This window comes from Mesorhizobium sp. C277A (assembly GCF_040324395.1).
GTDB lineage: Bacteria > Pseudomonadota > Alphaproteobacteria > Rhizobiales > Rhizobiaceae > Mesorhizobium.
Genome location: NZ_JAMYVW010000002.1, coordinates 4,504,655 through 4,522,803, shown reverse-complemented (window position 1 = coordinate 4,522,803; position 18,149 = coordinate 4,504,655). Strand labels below are relative to the sequence as shown.

Genomic DNA, 18,149 nt, shown 5'->3' with positions numbered 1-18,149 from the left:
TGGAGTCCTTCGCGAAGCGCGCGTGTCACCGCGCCTGGCGAGGTTAGCCCAATCCATGACAAGCGACAGAGCCCCGAGATGCGTGACGGCTACGTAATCTGCGGCACGCCGAGAACCGGAAGCACCTTGCTGTGCGGCCTTCTGGCCTCGACGAAAACAGCCGGCGATCCGCACTCGTTCTACCGGCGGCAGGACAAGGCGGAATGGGCCGAAGAGTGGAAATTGCCGCATCCCGAGACGATGAGCGCGCATGATTTCGACCTCGCCTATCTCGGTGCGGCAATCAGCGCGGGAAGGGGCGGAACGGGCGTCTTCGGCTTGCGCCTGATGCGGGAAAACCTGGATGAACTCTCGGCAATCCTCGACCGGATCTACCCAGACCTGCCATCGGACAAAGCACGCTTTGAAAAGGCCTTCGGGCGGGTCCTCTACATCCATCTTTCGCGCGAAAACAAGCTGGCGCAGGCGGTGTCGCTGATCAAGGCCGAGCAGACCGGGCTTTGGCACATCGCGCCCGACGGAACCGAGATCGAACGAGTCGCACCGCCGCAGGAACCCCGCTACGATTTCAAGCGGATCCAGCGCGAGCTTGCCGAACTCGAAGCCTATGACGCGGGCTGGAACGTCTGGTTCGCGGAGCAGGGGATCGTCCCGCTGCGCATCGGCTATGAGCGCCTGTCAGGCGATCCGGCAGCGGCATTGGCATCCATCTGCAAGGCCCTGGGCGTTCCGGCGCCGAATGCCGCCGACGTAAAGCCGGGCGTCGCCAAGCTCTCGGACGAGATTAGTCTGGACTGGATGCGCCGCTATCGTCTGGACGCGGCGATTTGATCAAGCCCTCTTTACCGCGACCGTTTCGCTGAGCCATGTGCCGATCTTGCTGCCGAGGCGGTCGGGCGACACCGGCTTAGGCAGATAGTCGTCCATTCCGGACTCGATACATTTGTCGCGGTCGCCCTTCAGTGCGTGCGCGGTGACGCCGATGATTGGTGTGTGATTGCCACTCGCTGCCTCCGCCGCCCGGATGGCGCGGGTCGCCTCGTAGCCGTTCATCTCCGGCATGGAGACGTCCATGAGGATCAGCTTCGGCCGCAGCGCCCGGTACATCTCGACGGCCGTGCGGCCATTGCTGGCGATGCGGTAGCTGAGGCCAAGCCCATTGAGGATTTGGCCGAACACCAGCTGGTTCACGTCATTGTCCTCGGCGATCAGAATATCGATCGGGCCGTTTGGCGTGGCGATCGATTCAGGCACTGTGGCCGCCGGAATTGCCGGGCCGCGAATGACGGTGAAGGCGGGTGGCGTCACGGGTGCCGCCTGCGGAACGACAGGCTCGCGAACGAACTGGGCCTTGCCGATCTGGGCCCGCGCTTTCTGGATGGCCGAGATGACGGTGCCGAGCAGGATGGCCGAGCGCGCCGGCTTGGTGAGATGCGCGGCGATGCCGAAATCGATGACCATCTTGCCGAAATCGACCTGGTCGACGGAGGTCAGCAGCACCACCGGGATGGCGGAGAGACGGCTGTCGGCGGAAATCGCCTTGGCGACATCGGCGCCGTTCATGCCGGGCATCTGGTAGTCGAGGATGATGCAGTCGACCGCAGCACCGAGTTGGCTGGCCCGGTCTAGAAAGGCGAGGCCGACGGCGCCGCTTTCGGCGGCCGCGCAGTCGAAGCTCCAGCTTCTGAGCTGCTCCAGCAAGATCTCGCGGTTGACCGGGTTGTCGTCGATGACCAGCACGCGGGCGCCGGTGACATCGACCGGCACGATCTCGTTGCGCGTGTCCTGCTGATGCGCCGGCAGCGGCACGGCGAACCAGAACACCGAGCCGCGGCCGATCTCGCTTTCGACGCCGATCTTGCCGCCCATCAGGTCGATGAGGCGGGCGGCGATGGCAAGGCCGAGGCCGGTGCCTTCATGGCGGCGCGTCGACGAGCCGTCGACCTGCGCGAATTTCTCGAACACGTTCTCGAGCTTCTCGGCAGGAATGCCGATGCCTGTGTCCTCGACGCGGACCTTGAGCTGGACGATGCCGTCGACCACCTCGCCGCCGACATCGATCAGCACATGGCCCTTCTCGGTGAACTTCACCGCATTGCCGAGCAGATTGGTGACGATCTGACGAAACCGTCCGGCATCGCCGACGACATGGGCAGGCAGGCGCGGGTCGACACGCACGATCAGCTCGAGGTTCTTTTCGGCGACGCGCGCCGACACCAGTGTGGCCACGTCCTCGACCGCTTCGGCAAGCCGGAAGGGTGCAGGATCGAGCGTCAGCTGACCGGCATTGATCTTGGAGAAATCGAGGATGTCGTTGATGATGGTGAGCAGCGCATTGCCGGACTTGACGATGACTTCGGTGAAGGTCTTCTGGCGCGCGTTAAGCTCGGTCTTGGCGAGCAGTTCGGCCATGCCCAGCACGCCATTCATCGGCGTGCGGATCTCATGGCTCATATTGGCCAGGAATTCCGATTTGGCGCGGTCGGCCGCTTCGGCCTTGAACAAGGATGCGGCGGATTCGGTGAAGGCGCGGCGGATCGCCTTTTCCATCGGCCGGAAGATCCAGAGGGCAACGATGGCAAGAACCGCGAACAGAAGGCCGCTTGCCCACAACAGCAGCCTGTCGCTGGAGGCGTCGGCCAGATGGCGTTCGCCATCCATGGCGGTACGCACACGCACCAGCATCGGCTGGACGAACAGGTCGTTCTGGTTGAGGATTTCGCGCGAACTCCATTCGTCGGTCTGTTGCGCCGCCGACATCAGGTTGAAGTTGCGCACGATGTCGCGCGACGACCAGAACAGGTCGCCGTTGACGGCGGCCGACGAGAGTTCGTCCAGCGTTTTGGCCGATAGGCTCGGCTTGATCGCGGCCAACTCCGCGGACAGTGTTTCGATCTCGCTGGTCAGGCGTTGCGAATGGCCGCGCGCGGCGGCGGCAAGGCCGTCACGGGTTTCGGTGCGCCAGGTCGTGCTGGCGGTTTCGGCAAAGCTGGAGGCGTTGCGCAGGTCGCGGGTGAAGACGACGAGATTGCTGCTCAGCGCGTCGATGTCGTGGCGGAAGGAATTGACGCGATTGAGCGCAAACATCACCGCGGTGGAAGCCAGCGCAAAGATGAGCAATCCCGAGATGTAGCGGATCCGGATCGAGCGGATGAAGAAAGAATATTCCGGCATGCGCAACCCCAACACATACGCATCATTTTAACGGTCGGGATTACGCTTGATTTACATTAAAATTCCGTTCGCGCCTGGCGGGCCGTCAAGATCCTGGCTGCACGTGCCCGGAGTTGGCGCCATAGAGGGTGGCATCGCATTCGCGCATCATGCGCAGTGCTTCTTCCTCGGTCAGGCCGAACTTGCGCATCATGCTCCGGATTTCGGGGCCTACAGCTATCTCCACCGGTCTTGCCGCCTGGCGGGTCTTCCTGGCCTTTTTCTTGGACATCAGTACGTTTCCCGTCTTGACCGACACATGTTTCGCATCAGCCCTGGCCCGGCCTCACCGTGCTGCGCCAGACCATGGGCGCATGGCAGATCAGGCGGCTGCCAGCCTCCTCCCGCGCGCCGGTCGCGAGCCGCACGGCGCGCCTGGCGATCTCCTCGATCGGCGGCGAGAACGTCGTCAGCCGGTAAGAGGCCCAGTCGGCCTGTTCAATGTCGTCAAAGCCGATGACGCAGAGATCGCGGGGTACGTTGATGCCGAACTCGTGGCGGGCCGCATCGAGAAAGCCGCACGCAATCAGGTCGGTCACGCAGAACGCCGCATCCGGCCGCTGCCGGCCAGAAAAGAGCCGCCTGGCGCCATCGGCTCCGGTGGCATAGCCGGTGCGGCCCTCGCGCCACACGGTCACCTCCAGCCCTTCCTCCTGCGCCGCGGTAAGGAAGGCGGTTTCGCGGGAGAGCAGGCTGGGCGTGCCGGCAGCCGAGGTCACCAAAGCGGGGCGGGTACAGCCGGCCCGGATGAAGGCATGCAGCGCTGCCTCTGCGGCTGCAGCGTTGTCGACACCGATATTGTGCGGGCCGTCGAAGCGGTCATCGCGATTGATCAGCACCAGCCGCTGGCCGTTCTCAAGACAGGTGCGGATCAGCAACTGCGGCGGCGAGCCGGACAGAACGATGCTCGCATCGGCGCGATAGTTCAGCGTGTTGCGCAGCGCCTGGTCGACATGGTGGCTGGGGCCGGAGGTGTTGAACACCATGGCCATTTTGCCGGCGTCCCGCAGATGTTGGGTCAGCGCCTTCTGCAGGCGGGCATGATAGGGCGTGTCGCCATCGGCAACGATGAGGCAGACAATGCCGGTCGAGGCCCGCATCAGGCCGCGAGCCAGATGGTTGACGTGATAGCCGAGTTGCTCGGCCGCCAGCATCACTCGCTCGCGGGTTTCCCCGGAAACGGAAGCGCCGGGCGTGAAGGTACGTGACACCGCCGAACGTGAAACCCCGGCGAGGTCGGCAACCTGCTGGGCGCTGGAAAAACCGGTGCGGATTCTCGGAACCGTCAAGCCAACGCTCTCGCTGCTGTTTTCGTGATTCTTTGCACGCCAGTGCAATGTAATGCAACTCTTCTGCCATTGCCACCCACCGCACTTGACAGGCATGGCCGAATGCAACAGCTTTGCACAGCCGTGCAATACAAGCCGGCTCAAGAGTGGCATCGGAGGAATACCCTGTCCATTTCGCCGAAGACGGCATTGAGGGCGCGATTGTCCGGACCGGCTGCATGAGCAGGGCGGCGGCGCATCCGAAGGCGGACCGGCTGTCCGAGGCCGAGATGGACAGGCGTGCCGAGGTCTGCCGGAAACTGCTTGTCACGGCCGGGCAACTGGCGATGGAAGGCTATGCCCGGCAGGGCGCCGTCCAGCCGGTGGCGATGAAAGGCCCGCAGGATTTTCTCACTGAAACCGACGGCAAGGTCGAGGAGCACATCCGCGCGACGCTGGCAGAGGCTTTTCCGCAGGACGGGTTTTTGGGCGAGGAAGGCGGTGGCATCGGCTCTGCCCGCATGTGGGTCGTCGACCCCATCGACGGCACCGCCAATTTCATGCGCGGTATTCCGCATTTCTGCATTTCGATAGCTTTCGTCGAGGACGGCCGCAGCGAGATCGGCGGCATTGCCAATCCGGCCATCGGCGAAACGTACTTTGCCCGTCGCGGGCACGGCGCGACGCGCAATGGCGCGCCGATCCATGTGTCGCCGACGCAAGCGTTCGACCGCGCCTTTGTCGAGTTCGGCTGGTCGCCCAGGATTCCCAATCGCGACTATCTGGACAAGGTGAGCCTTGTCTGGGCACTCGGCGCCAATGTGCGGCGCTCCGGCTCCGGAGCGCTTGGGCTGGCCTATGTGGCCGACGGCCGCTCGGATGCCTATGCCGAGCTGCACATCAATTCGTGGGACTGCCTGGCCGGATTGCTGCTGGTGGAGGAGGCCGGCGGCCGTGTGAACCGGTTCCTCGACGGCGACGGCATGGCGAAGGGCAATCCCGTGCTTGCGGCAGCACCCGGTGTCGCGGCGACATTGTCCCAGGTGATCGGAGTGCCGCTCGACGACGGGTAGATCGTTTCCAGTGAGAAGACAGGGAGGAATATCGATGAAGACATTTGACAGTAAGCAAGGCTTGCGCGCCGCCTGGCTTGGCCTTGGCGCGGCGCTGGCCATGTTCGGATTGGCGGGTGCCGCCCAGGCGGCCGACCGCAGCCTCACAATGTATTGCGCCGTCGACGAGGCCTGGTGCCGGGCGATGGCGACCACCTACCAGAAGGAGACGGGCGTCAGCGTCGACATGACCCGCATGAGCGCCGGCGAAATCTACGCCCGCCTCCGGGCCGAGAAGGACAATCCGCAAGCCGATATCTGGTGGGGCGGCACCGGCGACCCGCATCTGCAGGCGGCGGAAGAGGGCCTCACCCAGGAATACAAGTCGCCGCAACTGGCAAACTTGCGCGACTGGGCGCTGAAGCAGGCCGACAGGTCGAAGAACCGCACGGTCGGCATTTATCTCGGTGCGCTCGGTTACGGCTACAATGAGGAAGATCTGAAGCAGCGCGGGCTGACCGCGCCGGCGTGCTGGGCCGATCTGGTCAAGCCGGAATTCCAGGGCGAGATCGAGATGGCCGACCCGAATTCATCGGGCACGGCCTGGACCATGCTTGCCACCATCGTCCAGCTGATGGGCGAGGACAAGGCATTCGACTATCTCAAGCAGCTCAACAAGAACATCGCCGAATACACCAAGGCAGGGGCCGCGCCGGCGCTCGCCGTCGGCAAGGGCGAGACGCTGATCGGCATCTCCTTCCAGCACGACGTCATCAACGCGGCCAAGCAGAACCCGGCGGTGAAGGTGGTTTCGCCTTGCGAGGGCACCGGCTTCGAGATCGGCTCGATGAGCATCGTGACGGGCGCCAAGCATGTCGAAGAGGCGCAGAAATTCTACGACTGGGCGCTGAGCCCGGATGCGCAGAAGCTCGCGGCGCCGAACGGCAGCTTCCAGATCCCGTCGAACACCGCCACGCCGGTGCCGCCCGAGGCGCCGGACCTCTCGAAGATCAAGCTGATCGACTACGACTTCGCCAAATACGGCTCGTCGGCCGAACGCAAGCGACTGTTGAAGAAGTTCACCGACGAGGTCCGCAATAGCGGCTGAGCGCGTTCTTTTGCGCTCACTCTAGCATCTGATCGCCGGCTGCCCTTCGCTGCAGCCGGCGCACCATCCTTTGGCACAGAAAGACATTGAATGGCCGCGGCCGGTTCCATGGTCAGTTCCGCTCCTGGACGCAGCGCGCTCGCCTGGGTAATGGCCGCGTGGGCGAGCTTCGTGCTCTTGCCTTGGTACAAAGTCGAAGGCGGCTTCCTGTCGTTCGACTGGCTGGCACAGCCGGCGGATGCGACACCGGCCATCATCCTGGCGCTCGGTGGCCGGCCCTGGCTGTTGCCGCTTGTCCTGCCGCTTCTGCTGGCGAGCTGGCTGGTGGCGCGCAATAACCCCAAGAGCCTTGCGGTTGCAGGCGCGGCGGGCCTGCTGTGGCTGGCCATCGAAGGCTTTTCCATCATCCATTCGGGCTGGGGATTTGGCTTGCTTACCCGGATCGCCGGCACGCCGGGACCGATGCAGCCGGGGCTTGGCTGGGGCGCGGCGCTCTATGCCGTGGCGATGCTGATGTTCATCGCCGAGGCGCTCGCCGCGCGGGGATGGTGCAAGGGCGACCGTTTCGTCGTCGGCTCGCTCTCAATCGTGATTGCTTCGCTGATCCTGTTCGTCGCCTATCCGCTGCTGTCGATCCTCACCTCGGCCATCAAGGACAATGACGGCAATGTCGTGCCGGCGCTGTTCTTCGAAAAGATCTTCAGCGCCAACATATGGAGCCTGCGCTGCCTCTATGGCGAGGGCTCCTGCGGCGTGGCGTGGAACACGGTGGCGATCGCAGTCCTCGTCGGCTTTTTCTGCACGGCGCTCGGCCTGGCGCTGGCGCTGATCGCGCTACGCACCAAGCTGCCGGCCAAATGGTTGCTGCGCGGCCTGTCCATCCTGCCGATCATCACGCCGCCCTTCGTCATCGGCCTGGCGCTGATCCTGCTGTTCGGCCGCGCCGGCATCGTCACCAACCTCATGTCGGTGCATCTCGGCATTCCGCGCAGCCGCTGGATCTATGGCATGGCCGGCATCACCATCGCGCAGGTGCTGGCCTTCACGCCGATCGCCTTCCTGGTTTTGGTCGGCGTGCTGCAAGGGGTCAGCCCGAGCATGGAGGAGGCGTCGCAGACCTTGCGCGCCAGCCGCTGGCGGACGTTTCGCACCGTCACCTGGCCGTTGATCCGGCCGGGCCTGGCCAGCGCCTTCCTGATCTCGTTCATCGAGAGCATGGCCGATTTCGCCAATCCGCTGGTGCTGGGAGGCAATTTCAACGTGCTGTCGACCGATATATTCTTCGCGGTGGTTGGCGCGGCGCACGACCAGGGCCGCGCGGCGGTGCTGGCGATCGTGCTGTTGATGTTCACGCTGGCAGCCTTCGTCATCCAGCGCCGCTGGATCGGCAGCCGCAGCTACGTCACCGTCGCAGGCAAGGGCGATGGCGGCGTACCGGCGACGCTGCCCAAGGCCTTGCGGATCGGCTGCTACGCCGCCGTCGTTCCGTGGCTGGTTCTGACCATCGTGGTCTACGGCATCATCCTGGGCGGCGGTTTCGTGCAATCGATCGGGCGCGACAACACGCCGACGCTCGAGTATTTCCTCACCGCCTTTTCGATCGAGAAAGGCGTCAATGGCTGGTTTTTCAGCGGCTCGGCCTGGCCGTCGCTGCTGATGACCATCGGCCTGGCGCTGGTGGCGATGCCGTTCACTGCGGCGCTCGGCATCCTGACGGCCTATCTGCTCGATCGGCAGCGTTTCGCCGGGCGCACCATGTTCGAGTTCCTGGCCATGATGAGTTTCGCCATTCCCGGCACGGTGATCGGCGTCAGTTATATCCTTGCCTTCAACGTGCCGCCGGTGCAGTTGACCGGTACCGGGTTGATCATCGTCATCTCCTTCATCTTCCGTAATATGCCGGTGGCGATCCGTGCCGGGCTCGCCAATCTGGGCCAGATCGACAAGAGCCTGGACGAGGCATCGCTGACGCTTGGGGCGCGGTCTTTTGCTACCTTGCTGCGGGTGATCCTGCCGATCCTGAAGCCGGCGATCGTGACCGCGATGATCTACAGTTTCGTGCGCGCGGTGACGGCGGTCAGCGCCGTCATCTTCCTGGCGAGCGGCCGGTTCAATCTCGCCACGGTCTACATTGTCGGGCGCGCAGATGTCGGCGAATACGGCATCGCGATTGTCTATTCGGCGGTGATGATCGTTGTCATGATGGTCATCCTCATCGGCATCCAGCTGCTGGTCGGCGAACGCCGGCTCGGCCGGCGCCGGCCTGGGGCGGAAGCCGTGGTGGCAGCAATCTGATGGGGAGAAGCGGCGTGGATCAGACGGCGAAGAATGCTGTCCCGGTTGTCACGGACAGGCCGGCCGTGCGGTTCGAGGGCGTCACCAAGAAATACGGCGCGGTGACCGCCGTCGACAACGTCAGCTTCGACATCGCGCCGGCCAGCCTGGTGACGCTGCTCGGGCCCTCGGGTTGCGGCAAGACGACGACGCTCAGGCTGATCGCCGGACTGGAACAGACCAGCACCGGGCGCATCCTGATCGGCGACAAGGACGTCACCTTGCTGTCCGCCACCGAGCGCGATGTCTCCATGGTGTTCCAGTCCTATGCGCTGTTCCCGCACATGAACGTGATGGAGAATGTCAGCTACGGCTTGCGGGCTATGGGGCTTGGCAAGGCGCAGGCAGCCCAGCGCGCCGCCGAAAAGCTGTCGCTTGTCGGCCTGTCCGGCTACGAGAAGCGCCAGCCGAGCGAATTGTCCGGCGGCCAGCAGCAGCGCGTCGCGGTGGCGCGAGCCATCGTACTGGAGCCGAAGGTGCTGCTGTTCGACGAGCCGCTGTCCAATCTCGACGCCAAGCTGCGCCGGCGCGTGCGCGACGAAATCCGCGGCCTGCAGCAAGATCTGGCGCTGACCATGGTCTATGTCACGCATGACCAGGAAGAGGCGCTCGCCGTCTCCGACCGCATCATCGTCATGAACGCCGCTCGCGTCGCCCAGGACGGTACGCCGCGCGACCTCTACAACGAGCCGACCAACCGTTTCATCGCCGACTTTATGGGCGACGCCAATCTGCTCGACGTCGAGGTGCTTTCCAGCAATGCGACCAGTGCAAGGGTCAAGGTCGGACCCTTGCTGCTCGACATGCCGGGTCGCGGTAACGCTCCGGGGCCGGCGATCCTCGCTGTGCGCCCGAATGCCGTGCGCATCTTGCCCGGCCAGCCAGCGGGCACCATGAAGGGCCAGGTGGTCAAGAGCTCGTATCTCGGCGACCACATGGAATACCGGATCGCGATCAGCGATCCGGCGGTCGAACTGTTCGCGACATCGCCTGATGTCACACCCGCCGTGGCGGAAGGGACGATGGTCGGGATCGATTTCGATCCGGCGAAGATCGTGCTGATCAAAGACGATTGAACGCGCCGGGAAAGCACCTTCGAAAAAATCCAGCCTGAATGTCACACCGGCCGGTCTTGTCTCGTCATGATGGCGTACCCAACACAAGGACTGCAATCATGACCGCCAAGATCGACCTCTTCGCCGCCGCCCCTGCGCTGATCAAGCAGTGGCAGCGCGCATCGACCGAACTCTCCGTCGCCGCCGGGCTCGAGCACAGCCTCAACGAGCTGGTGAAGCTTCGGGCGTCGCAGATCAATGGCTGCGCCAACTGCATCAATCTGCATGCCACCGAAGCGCGCGAGAATGGCGAGACCGAGCAGCGCATCTATCTGCTGCCGGCCTGGCGCGAAGCGCCCTGCTACAGCGACCGCGAGCGTGCCGCGCTCGGCTGGACCGATGCGCTGACGCGCCTCTCGGAAGGACAGGACCGCGAAAGCGCCTATGATGATCTTAAGGTGCATTTCACCGAGGAGGAGCAGGTGAAGCTCACCGTTTTGATCAACATCATCAATGGCTGGAACCGCATCGCCGTTGGCTTCGGGCTCTACACCGACGCAGCAACGATACGCGCCAGCGCCAAGGCGGCCTGATGACGGCGACGGCACCCGACGACGCGGCAGCGGGCTTCGGCCCGCTGCGTCCGAAGCTGATGCGGGTCGCCTATCGCATGCTGGGCTCGGTGAGCGACGCCGAGGATGTCGTGCAGGATGCCTTCATCCGCTGGATGGGGACCGACCGCTCGCAGGTTCGCGAGCCAGAAGCGTTCCTGCGCCGCACGGTGACGCGGCTTTGCCTTGACCAGCTCAAATCCACGCGGCGCCAGCGCGAGACCTACATCGGCCCTTGGCTGCCCGAGCCGATCGTCGAAGAGGACGATCTTGAAGATGTCACCTTGCCGCTGATGTTGGCGCTGGAGCGGCTTTCGCCGCTCGAGCGGGCGGCCTTTCTGCTGCACGATGTGTTCGGGCTGGAATTCGAGGAGGTCGCGACCGCCATCGAGCGCGATTCAGCCGCCTGCCGCCAGCTTGCCGCTCGCGCACGGGGCCATGTCCGCGAGGCGCGGCCTCGCTTCAAGGTGGAGAAGCAGCGTGGCCTGGAGATCGCCGAAGCCTTTTTCGCGGCATCGCGCAGCGGCGACATGCAGGCGCTCGGCGCGCTGCTGACGGAAGATGTCAGCGCTCATGCCGATGGCGGCGGCAAGCGTCCGGCGGCTTTGGCGCCGGTGCTGGGCTTCGACGCCGTCATGAAGCAATACGCGCAAGTCGCGGCCTGGCTGCGCGACAATCGCTCGACGCTGGTGCGCATCGGCTTCGTCAATGGACTGCCGGGGTTCGTCACGCGGGAGGCCGATGGCGAACTGCAGACGACCGCGCTTGACATCGAGGACGGGAAGATCGCGGCCGTCTATGTCATGCGCAATCCCGACAAGCTCAGGCATCTGCGTTAGACCCGATTGAATCGGAGCGAAATACCGGTTCGGCCCGCCTCCAAAAGCCGGCCCTTCCTGTGTGCCACCCGAGGACGATGTCAGGGCTGCCCTTTGCCGCTGCCGCCACCGACCTCTAGGATGCCTTCTCCCCGTCACTTGGCTGGATCAGGCTGCGCGCGGCGTCTGCTCCTGCCGCAAGGATGCGATCCGACAATTCCGTCCCCGCTGCCGCGCGGGCCAGCTGAAGCGTGCCTATGAGGGTCGCAAAAACGCCCAGGGCGGCGGCTTCCGGGTCCTTGGTCTGCGGAAGTACTGCAGACAACTGGCGCACCAGAACCAGCAAGCGTTCGGTATAGACTTGGCGCGTTTCGGGCGGCTGACGCGCGAGTTCCGGCAACAGGGCGGCCGACGCGCAGCCGGCTCCCGGATTGTCCCGGTGCTCAGCTGACAGATACGCCGCTATGCCCATCTCCGGACCACCGGCTGCCAATACCTCCTGCAGTTGCTGCGACTGGCTCTCCAGTGCCGCTACAAGGCTTTCACGCACAAGTTCCGCCTTGGACTGGAAATGCGGATAGAAGGCTCCGTTCGTCAGTCCGGCGTCGCCCATAATGGCTGCCAGTCCGGACGCGGCGATGCCGTCACCGCGAAAACGCTGGGCTGCGACCTCGACGATGCGATCGCGGGAGGCGTCCTTTCGGCCCTTTTCGTAGCGCATGGCTGCTATTCCTTTCTGCTATTGCATTACGGTCATAATTTGATATTATGATCATAATTCAACCAGCGAACGAAAGCTAGCCCCAGTGGCTTTGGAGCATAAAAAATGAATGCGAACTCTGGAAAGACCGCAGTCGTGACCGGAGCCTCTTCGGGCATCGGCCGCGCCAGTGCCGAGGCCTTGGCGCGGGCGGGGTATACCGTCTTCGGGACAAGCCGCAGCAAGGCCGGCAACGGCCCGGCTAAGGTGTCCATGCTGACCTGCGACGTGACCGACGGGGAGTCCGTCAGCGCCCTCGTTGCAACCGTGCTGGCCCAGACCGGTCGTATCGATCTGCTGGTGAACAATGCCGGTGTCGGCCTGCTTGGCGGCGCCGAGGAATCTTCGGTCGCACAGGTGCAGGCTCTGTTCGACGTCAATCTGTTCGGCGTCATGCGCATGACCAATGCGGTGTTGCCGTCGATGCGGCGCCGCGGCCAAGGGCGCATCGTCAACATCGGCTCGATTCTAGGATGGGTGCCCGCGCCATACTCAGCGCACTACTCGGCGGTCAAGCACGCGCTGGAGGGCTATTCGGAATCGCTCGATCATGAGGTTCGCGCCTTCAACATTCGCGTCTCGGTCATCGAGCCGGCATTCGTGCGCACCGTCTTCGACCAGAACGGCATCGAGCCGGATTCCCTGTTGAAGGACTACGATCAGGCGCGCGCCGGTCTCAAGGCGCTGCTTGCCGATGTGATGCCCAAAGCCGATCGGCCGGAAGTGGTGGCGGATGTGGTCGTCAAGGCAGCGACCGACGCCCGTCCGCGACGGCGCTATACCGCAGGGAAGGCAGCGCGCCAGGTCAGCCTGCTGCGCCGCTTCGCCCCCGCGGGGATGTTCGACAAGACCTTGCGCAAGCAATTCCGCCTGCCGGTCTGAACAACGGTGGGACGGAGAATTTCACACACAAACGGCACACCAACGGACACTCTCAGAAAGTCACTGCCATGAAGGCATTCGTTGTCGATAAATATAGCAAGAAAGGCATTTTGCGGCTGGCCGAGATGCCGGAGCCGGAGCTGCTGGACAATGACGTCCTGGTCGAGGTCCATGCCGCCGGGGTGAACCTGCTGGATTCCAAAATCAGGACCGGCGAATTCAAACTCGTCCTTCCCTATCGCCGGCCCTTCATCCTCGGTCACGACGTTGCCGGGAGGGTTGTCAGGGTGGGCTCGAAAGTCCGCAAATTCAAACCCGGCGACGCCGTCTATGCGCGGCCGCGCGACGGCCGGATCGGGACATTGGCCGAATTCATCGCAATCGATGAAGCCGACGTGGCGCTGAAGCCGGCGAACCTCAGCATGGAAGAGGCGGCCTCGATCCCGCTGGTCGGTCTGACCGCCTGGCAGGCTCTCATCGAGAGGGCGGGTCTGAAGACAGGCCAGAAGATCTTCATCCAGGCTGGCTCCGGCGGCGTGGGGACATTCGCCATCCAGTTGGCAAAGCACCTCGGCGCGATCGTTGCGACAACAGCGGGCGCGGCAAGCAACGATCTGGTCAGGGATCTCGGCGCCGATGTCGTCGTCGACTACAGGAAGGACGACTTCGAGAAAATCCTGTCGGGCTACGACGTCGTCCTGAACAGCCAGGACGCCAAGACGCTTGAGAAATCCCTGACTGTGCTGAAACCGGGTGGGAAGCTCATCTCGATTTCCGGTCCTCCGGATCCCGAATTTGCCAGGAAACAGGGACTGAACGTGATGCTAAGGCTGCTGCTGCGGCTGCTGAGCCGTGGTATCAGGACCAAAGCCAAGCGCCGGGGCGTGGGATTTTCGTTCCTGTTCATGTCGGCGCAAGGTGAGCAACTGAGCAAAATCACGTCCCTCATCGAAGATGGGGCGATTCGCCCGGTCGTCGACAGGGTCTTTCCTTTTGAAGCGACCAATGAGGCGCTGGCTTACGTCGAAACAGGACGCGCCAAGGGCAAGGTCGTCGTCAAGGTCAGATAGCGCGCCCAATTGCTTTGGGGCATTTGAGAGACACCAAGCAAGGCAGCGCAAGGCCGACAAATTCCGAAAACGGTTCGGCATCCGATCGCCCAAACCTCAGTTGTTGCGGATTGCCACGAAGCTTGCCGCTGCCTTCAGCAAGGCTGCCTGTCCGCCGTAAGGCTCGAGCAATTCATGGGCCTGCTTGACCAGCCCATGGAGCTGGCTGCGCGCCCAGTTCGCGCCATGCAGCGCCACCAGCGTCGCCTTGCCGGCGGCTGCGTCCTTGCCGGTCGCCTTGCCCATCTGGCTGGCATCGGCGGTCAGGTCGAGCAGGTCGTCGGCGAGCTGGAAGGCAAGCCCGACCGCCGAGCCGAATTCGGCCAGCCGGTCGCGGTCCTGCGGTGCGGCGCCGGCAATGATCGCGCCGGCTTCGCAGGCGAAGCGGATCAGCGCGCCGGTTTTCATCGCCTGCAGCCGGATAATGCCGGCTTCGTCCGGCCTGCTGCGCTCGGCTTCGAGGTCGAGCGTCTGCCCGCCGACCATGCCCCCAGTGCCGGCCGCGCGCGCCAGCGCCAGCACCAGTGCCGCCCTGCGCTCCGCCGGCAGCGCCGTCGCCTCATCGGCGAGGACATCAAAGGCAAGCGTCAGAAGCGCATCGCCGGCAAGGATGGCGGTGGCTTCATCGAAGGCCTTGTGCACGGTCGGCTGGCCGCGGCGCAGATCGTCGTCGTCCATGGCAGGCAGATCGTCATGGATCAGCGAATAGCAATGCACGCATTCGAGCGCCGCCGCCACGCGCATCGCCGCCTCGCCATCGGCGCCAAAAAGGGCGGCACTTTCCATGACCAGGAAGGGGCGCAGCCGCTTGCCGCCGTTCAGCACGCCATGGCGCATGGCCGCCATCAGACGCTCCGGCCGGGCGATCTCGCCGGCAAGCGTGCGGCCGTCGAGCAGCAGCCTGAGCCCGGCCTCGATCGCCGCCGCCCGCCCCAGAAGTGCGGCCTCAAAGGCCAATTGCTCGTCTTTCGTCATGGCCGGGAGCGGTAGCCGACACTCAGACGTTGCGCAAGAAGCCTCGCGCCATTATGCCGGAGGCGGGAGAGTGGCGCGGGTGGGGGCGGCTTGACGGAACCGATCGTCGATCATGAAACCGAAGGGTTTGAGATGGCGCGACCAAGGCGCGTGAACCGCGCCGGTCTGAAGCGCCTGGCACGGCGCGGCCTGGTCGTCGCCGTCGTGCTGGCGGCGATACCCATTGGGCTGACCTTCCTCTATCTGCCGTCCTTCGTGCATCCGATATCGACCTTGATGGTCAAAGACCTCGCGACCTTCTCCGGTTACGACCGGCGTTGGGTGTCGATCGACGATGTGTCGCCGGTGCTGGCCAATTCGGTGATCATGTCGGAGGACGGTCAGTTCTGCTTCCATCGCGGCATCGATCTCGGCGAATTGCGCGGCGTCGTCGACGATGCGCTGGCCGGCGAGGCGACGCGCGGCGCCTCGACCATCACCATGCAGACGGTGAAGAACCTTTTCCTGTGGTCGCGGCCGCTGGGCTCGGTGCGCAAGGTGGTCGAACTGCCGCTGGCCGTCTATTTCGATGCGGTGATGTCGAAACGGCGGATCATGGAAATCTATCTCAACATCGCCGAATGGGGGCCGGGCATTTACGGCATCGAGGCGGCGGCGCAGCATCATTTCGGCGTTTCGGCCAAACAGCTGTCGCGGCGGCAGGCGGCATTGCTCGCCGTCTCGTTGCCCAATCCGATCGCCCGCAATCCGGCCAAGCCCGGTCCGGGTCTGCTGCGCCTGGCGTCGCTGATCGAACGCCGCGCCGGCCGTTCGGGCGCGTATGTCGGTTGTCTTGATTAGGTCGAACCGCTGCCGGCTCAAAAAAAATCGCCACGGTGCTGGCCAAAACGGCGCAGGGCGTGTATAGGCACCCGACTTTCTCAGATTATGGCCCTGACGCGGCCCTTTCACGAGGGCTATCGGGGCATTTTGACCATGTAGTGGAGCATATCCATGGCCGTTCCGAAACGAAAAACCTCTCCGTCCAAGCGCGGCATGCGCCGCTCGGCCGACGCTCTCAAGGCCCCGACCTATGTCGAGGACAAGAATTCCGGCGAAATGCGCCGCCCGCACCATATCGACCTGAAGACCGGCATGTATCGCGGTCGCCAGGTGCTGACGCCCAAGGAAAGCTGAGACCAGCTTTCGAAGGGTTTGATGCCTAAAAGAACCGGCCATTGGCCGGTTTTTTTGCGTTTGGTGCGCGCCGCGCCGCCAACTATGCCAAAGACCGGGCGTCCGTGGCGATACAAGCTGCGGCGGCGGTGCTGTATTGAGTCCGCATGCCTTGTCGCGGCGCTTCCGCGCGATGATCGACCGGCTTCAGAGGGACCGCATGACCAAGCTCACCACAGCACCCCGCGATGTCTTCCAGACCTTCATGAACTTCCCGCTGGTCGAGGACCTCGATGCGCTGAAGGCGGATGTCGCCATCATCGGCATGCCTTACGGCAGTCCCTACACGATCGACGAGCTGGTCAACGACCAGACCAACGCGCCGACCGCGGTGCGGCGCGCCTCGCAGCGCATCAGCCTCGGGCTCGACCGCTATGATTTCGACATCGGCGGAACCCTGTTCGACGGGCAGGACGTCAAGGTGGTCGATGTCGGCGATGTCCCCGGCGATGCCGCCGGCAGCCACTACAGGTTGGCCGAAACGGCGATCCGCAAGATCCGCGTCGCCGGCGCCTTGCCGATCACCATTGGCGGCGATCACGGCATTCCAATCCCGATCCTGCGGGCGCTTGACGGCGAAGGGCCGATCACCCTGGTTCAGATCGATGCCCATCTCGACTGGCGCGACAATGTCAACGGGGTCAGGGAAGGCTATTCCAGCCCCATCCGCCGCGCTTCGGAGATGGCGCATATAGCCGGGATTTTCCAGCTCGGCATCCGCGGCCAGGGCAGCGCCCGGCTCGAGGAGGTCGAGGCGGCCCGCGCCTACGGCTCCAACATCGTCACCGCCAATGAATGGCAGGATATCGGTACGGCGGCGCTGCTCAAGCGCATCCCGGACGGTGGCCGCTATTACCTGACCATCGATGCCGACGGTCTCGATCCCGCTGTCATGCCGGCGGTCGAAGGGCCGGCGCCTGGCGGTATCAGCTACCGGCAGACAATCGAGCTGATCAAGGGGCTGTTCGCCAAGGGACGTGTCGTCGGCATCGACATCGTCGAGATCGCGCCGGCGCGCGACGTCAACGAGATCACCTCGATGACCGCCGGCCTTTTAATCCTCAACGCTATCGGCGCCGCCGTGCGGACAGGCCAGTTCAAGCGCTGAATCCCGGCGTGTCGGTGGTCAGCCGGGCAACTGTGGCTGACAGGGTTGTTTCGCGCGGTCTTTTTCCGTGTTTGCGGGCGCTAGCGAAAAATCTTGACGGCGTGCCTGCGGGGCATTCTACAGAAGGTGCCCCCATTGTTTAGGCAATTCCTTGGGAAACCGCTTTCCTGGAATTGCTAGAGGAGACGCCTGATGTTCGGTGCCATCCCGCTGCTGATCGTGCCCTTCGTGGCCTACAATCTCGGACTCCTCGGAATATTCGGCAGCGGCGACGATCCGTGGGCGACCGAGATCTTCTCGTTCAGCATGATGTCGGGCGGGGTGTTCTCGATGACGCTCGGCGACCTGATGGTGGTGATCGGGCTGATCTTCCTGTTCCTCGAAATGGTGAAGTCGGTGCGCACCACGAACGCCTCGATCATGGACCATCTGTTGTCGACGCTGGTCTTCGTGGCGTTCCTGGTCGAGTTCCTGCTGGTGAAGGGCGCGGCGCACTCCGTCTTCTTCACGCTGATGGTGATCGCCCTGTTCGATGTGCTGGCCGGGTTTTCGGTGTCGATGCGGTCGGCGAGTAGAGACATAAATTTGAACTAGCCGCCTTCGTTGGATGGTCGCATCCGTTCGCGATTGGCGTGGCTGCT

At 63.9% G+C, this 18,149-nt stretch carries 18 protein-coding genes; 13 read left to right on the top strand and 5 right to left on the bottom strand.

The window, feature by feature from the left end; translation table 11 throughout:
• Positions 1 to 78 precede the first annotated feature (78 nt).
• Positions 79 to 831: a Stf0 family sulfotransferase gene (locus NKK52_RS22270; RefSeq protein ID WP_023684020.1), complete on the top strand. Its 753-nt coding sequence runs from the start codon at positions 79 to 81 to the stop codon at positions 829 to 831.
• Here NKK52_RS22270 and NKK52_RS22265 read toward each other — a convergent pair whose 3' ends face one another.
• From NKK52_RS22265 to NKK52_RS22255, 3 genes are all read right to left on the bottom strand, one after another.
• On the bottom strand, positions 832 to 3,174 hold the full coding sequence (locus tag NKK52_RS22265) for a response regulator (protein ID WP_023684019.1): 2,343 nt from the start codon (positions 3,172 to 3,174) through the stop codon (positions 832 to 834).
• Positions 3,175 to 3,259: 85 nt separating this feature from the next.
• A complete protein-coding gene (locus NKK52_RS22260) occupies positions 3,260 to 3,445 on the bottom strand; it encodes a hypothetical protein (protein WP_023684018.1) in 186 nt (61 codons plus the stop codon).
• A gap of 37 nt (positions 3,446 to 3,482) precedes the next feature.
• A complete protein-coding gene (locus NKK52_RS22255) occupies positions 3,483 to 4,502 on the bottom strand; it encodes a LacI family DNA-binding transcriptional regulator (protein ID WP_084569953.1) in 1,020 nt (339 codons plus the stop codon).
• 218 nt (positions 4,503 to 4,720) lie between these two features.
• On the opposite strand from NKK52_RS22255, the gene NKK52_RS22250 reads away from it, so the two are divergent.
• The 6 genes from NKK52_RS22250 (at position 4,721) to NKK52_RS22225 (ending at position 11,480) form a co-directional block, all read left to right on the top strand.
• Positions 4,721 to 5,554 (top strand): inositol monophosphatase family protein, encoded by an 834-nt coding sequence (locus NKK52_RS22250; RefSeq protein WP_050587494.1) that lies wholly within the window; start codon positions 4,721 to 4,723, stop codon positions 5,552 to 5,554.
• Positions 5,555 to 5,615: 61 nt separating this feature from the next.
• Positions 5,616 to 6,641 carry an ABC transporter substrate-binding protein gene (locus tag NKK52_RS22245; protein ID WP_023684015.1) on the top strand — a complete coding sequence of 342 codons (1,026 nt, stop codon included), beginning with the start codon at positions 5,616 to 5,618 and terminating at the stop codon, positions 6,639 to 6,641.
• 90 nt (positions 6,642 to 6,731) lie between these two features.
• Positions 6,732 to 8,936 carry an ABC transporter permease gene (locus tag NKK52_RS22240; RefSeq protein ID WP_023684014.1) on the top strand — a complete coding sequence of 735 codons (2,205 nt, stop codon included), beginning with the start codon at positions 6,732 to 6,734 and terminating at the stop codon, positions 8,934 to 8,936.
• A 14-nt stretch (positions 8,937 to 8,950) separates the two neighbouring features.
• The gene (locus tag NKK52_RS22235) at positions 8,951 to 10,051 is read left to right on the top strand and encodes an ABC transporter ATP-binding protein (protein ID WP_050591985.1); all 1,101 of its coding nucleotides are present in this window, start codon (positions 8,951 to 8,953) and stop codon (positions 10,049 to 10,051) included.
• A gap of 98 nt (positions 10,052 to 10,149) precedes the next feature.
• Positions 10,150 to 10,623, top strand: a complete 474-nt coding sequence (locus NKK52_RS22230; protein WP_023684012.1) for a carboxymuconolactone decarboxylase family protein — start codon at positions 10,150 to 10,152, stop codon at positions 10,621 to 10,623.
• Positions 10,623 to 11,480: a sigma-70 family RNA polymerase sigma factor gene (locus tag NKK52_RS22225; protein WP_023684011.1), complete on the top strand. Its 858-nt coding sequence runs from the start codon at positions 10,623 to 10,625 to the stop codon at positions 11,478 to 11,480. The genes NKK52_RS22230 and NKK52_RS22225 overlap by 1 nt, the downstream gene beginning before the upstream one ends.
• Before the next feature lie 115 nt (positions 11,481 to 11,595).
• On the opposite strand, the gene NKK52_RS22220 is transcribed toward NKK52_RS22225, so the two are convergent.
• Positions 11,596 to 12,180: a TetR/AcrR family transcriptional regulator gene (locus NKK52_RS22220; protein ID WP_023684010.1), complete on the bottom strand. Its 585-nt coding sequence runs from the start codon at positions 12,178 to 12,180 to the stop codon at positions 11,596 to 11,598.
• A gap of 105 nt (positions 12,181 to 12,285) precedes the next feature.
• On the opposite strand from NKK52_RS22220, the gene NKK52_RS22215 reads away from it, so the two are divergent.
• Complete coding sequence (locus NKK52_RS22215) at positions 12,286 to 13,101, top strand: oxidoreductase (RefSeq protein ID WP_023684009.1); 816 nt, start codon at positions 12,286 to 12,288, stop codon at positions 13,099 to 13,101.
• 68 nt (positions 13,102 to 13,169) lie between these two features.
• Positions 13,170 to 14,171, top strand: coding sequence for an NADP-dependent oxidoreductase (locus NKK52_RS22210; RefSeq protein WP_023684008.1), 1,002 nt, complete (start codon positions 13,170 to 13,172; stop codon positions 14,169 to 14,171).
• A gap of 96 nt (positions 14,172 to 14,267) precedes the next feature.
• Here the strand turns inward: NKK52_RS22210 and NKK52_RS22205 are convergent, their stop codons facing one another.
• Positions 14,268 to 15,185 carry a polyprenyl synthetase family protein gene (locus tag NKK52_RS22205; protein ID WP_023684007.1) on the bottom strand — a complete coding sequence of 306 codons (918 nt, stop codon included), beginning with the start codon at positions 15,183 to 15,185 and terminating at the stop codon, positions 14,268 to 14,270.
• A 132-nt stretch (positions 15,186 to 15,317) separates the two neighbouring features.
• Here NKK52_RS22205 and NKK52_RS22200 point away from each other — a divergent pair, with 132 nt between their 5' ends.
• From NKK52_RS22200 to NKK52_RS22185, 4 genes are all read left to right on the top strand, one after another.
• Entirely contained in the window at positions 15,318 to 16,025 is a 708-nt protein-coding gene (locus tag NKK52_RS22200; protein ID WP_050591984.1) for a transglycosylase domain-containing protein, read from the top strand.
• 153 nt (positions 16,026 to 16,178) lie between these two features.
• Positions 16,179 to 16,361, top strand: a complete 183-nt coding sequence (rpmF, locus tag NKK52_RS22195) for a 50S ribosomal protein L32 (RefSeq protein ID WP_008834724.1) — start codon at positions 16,179 to 16,181, stop codon at positions 16,359 to 16,361.
• Positions 16,362 to 16,560: 199 nt separating this feature from the next.
• On the top strand, positions 16,561 to 17,508 hold the full coding sequence (locus tag NKK52_RS22190) for an agmatinase (RefSeq protein WP_023684004.1): 948 nt from the start codon (positions 16,561 to 16,563) through the stop codon (positions 17,506 to 17,508).
• A 192-nt stretch (positions 17,509 to 17,700) separates the two neighbouring features.
• Positions 17,701 to 18,102, top strand: coding sequence for a hypothetical protein (locus tag NKK52_RS22185; protein ID WP_023670154.1), 402 nt, complete (start codon positions 17,701 to 17,703; stop codon positions 18,100 to 18,102).
• Positions 18,103 to 18,149 lie beyond the last annotated feature (47 nt).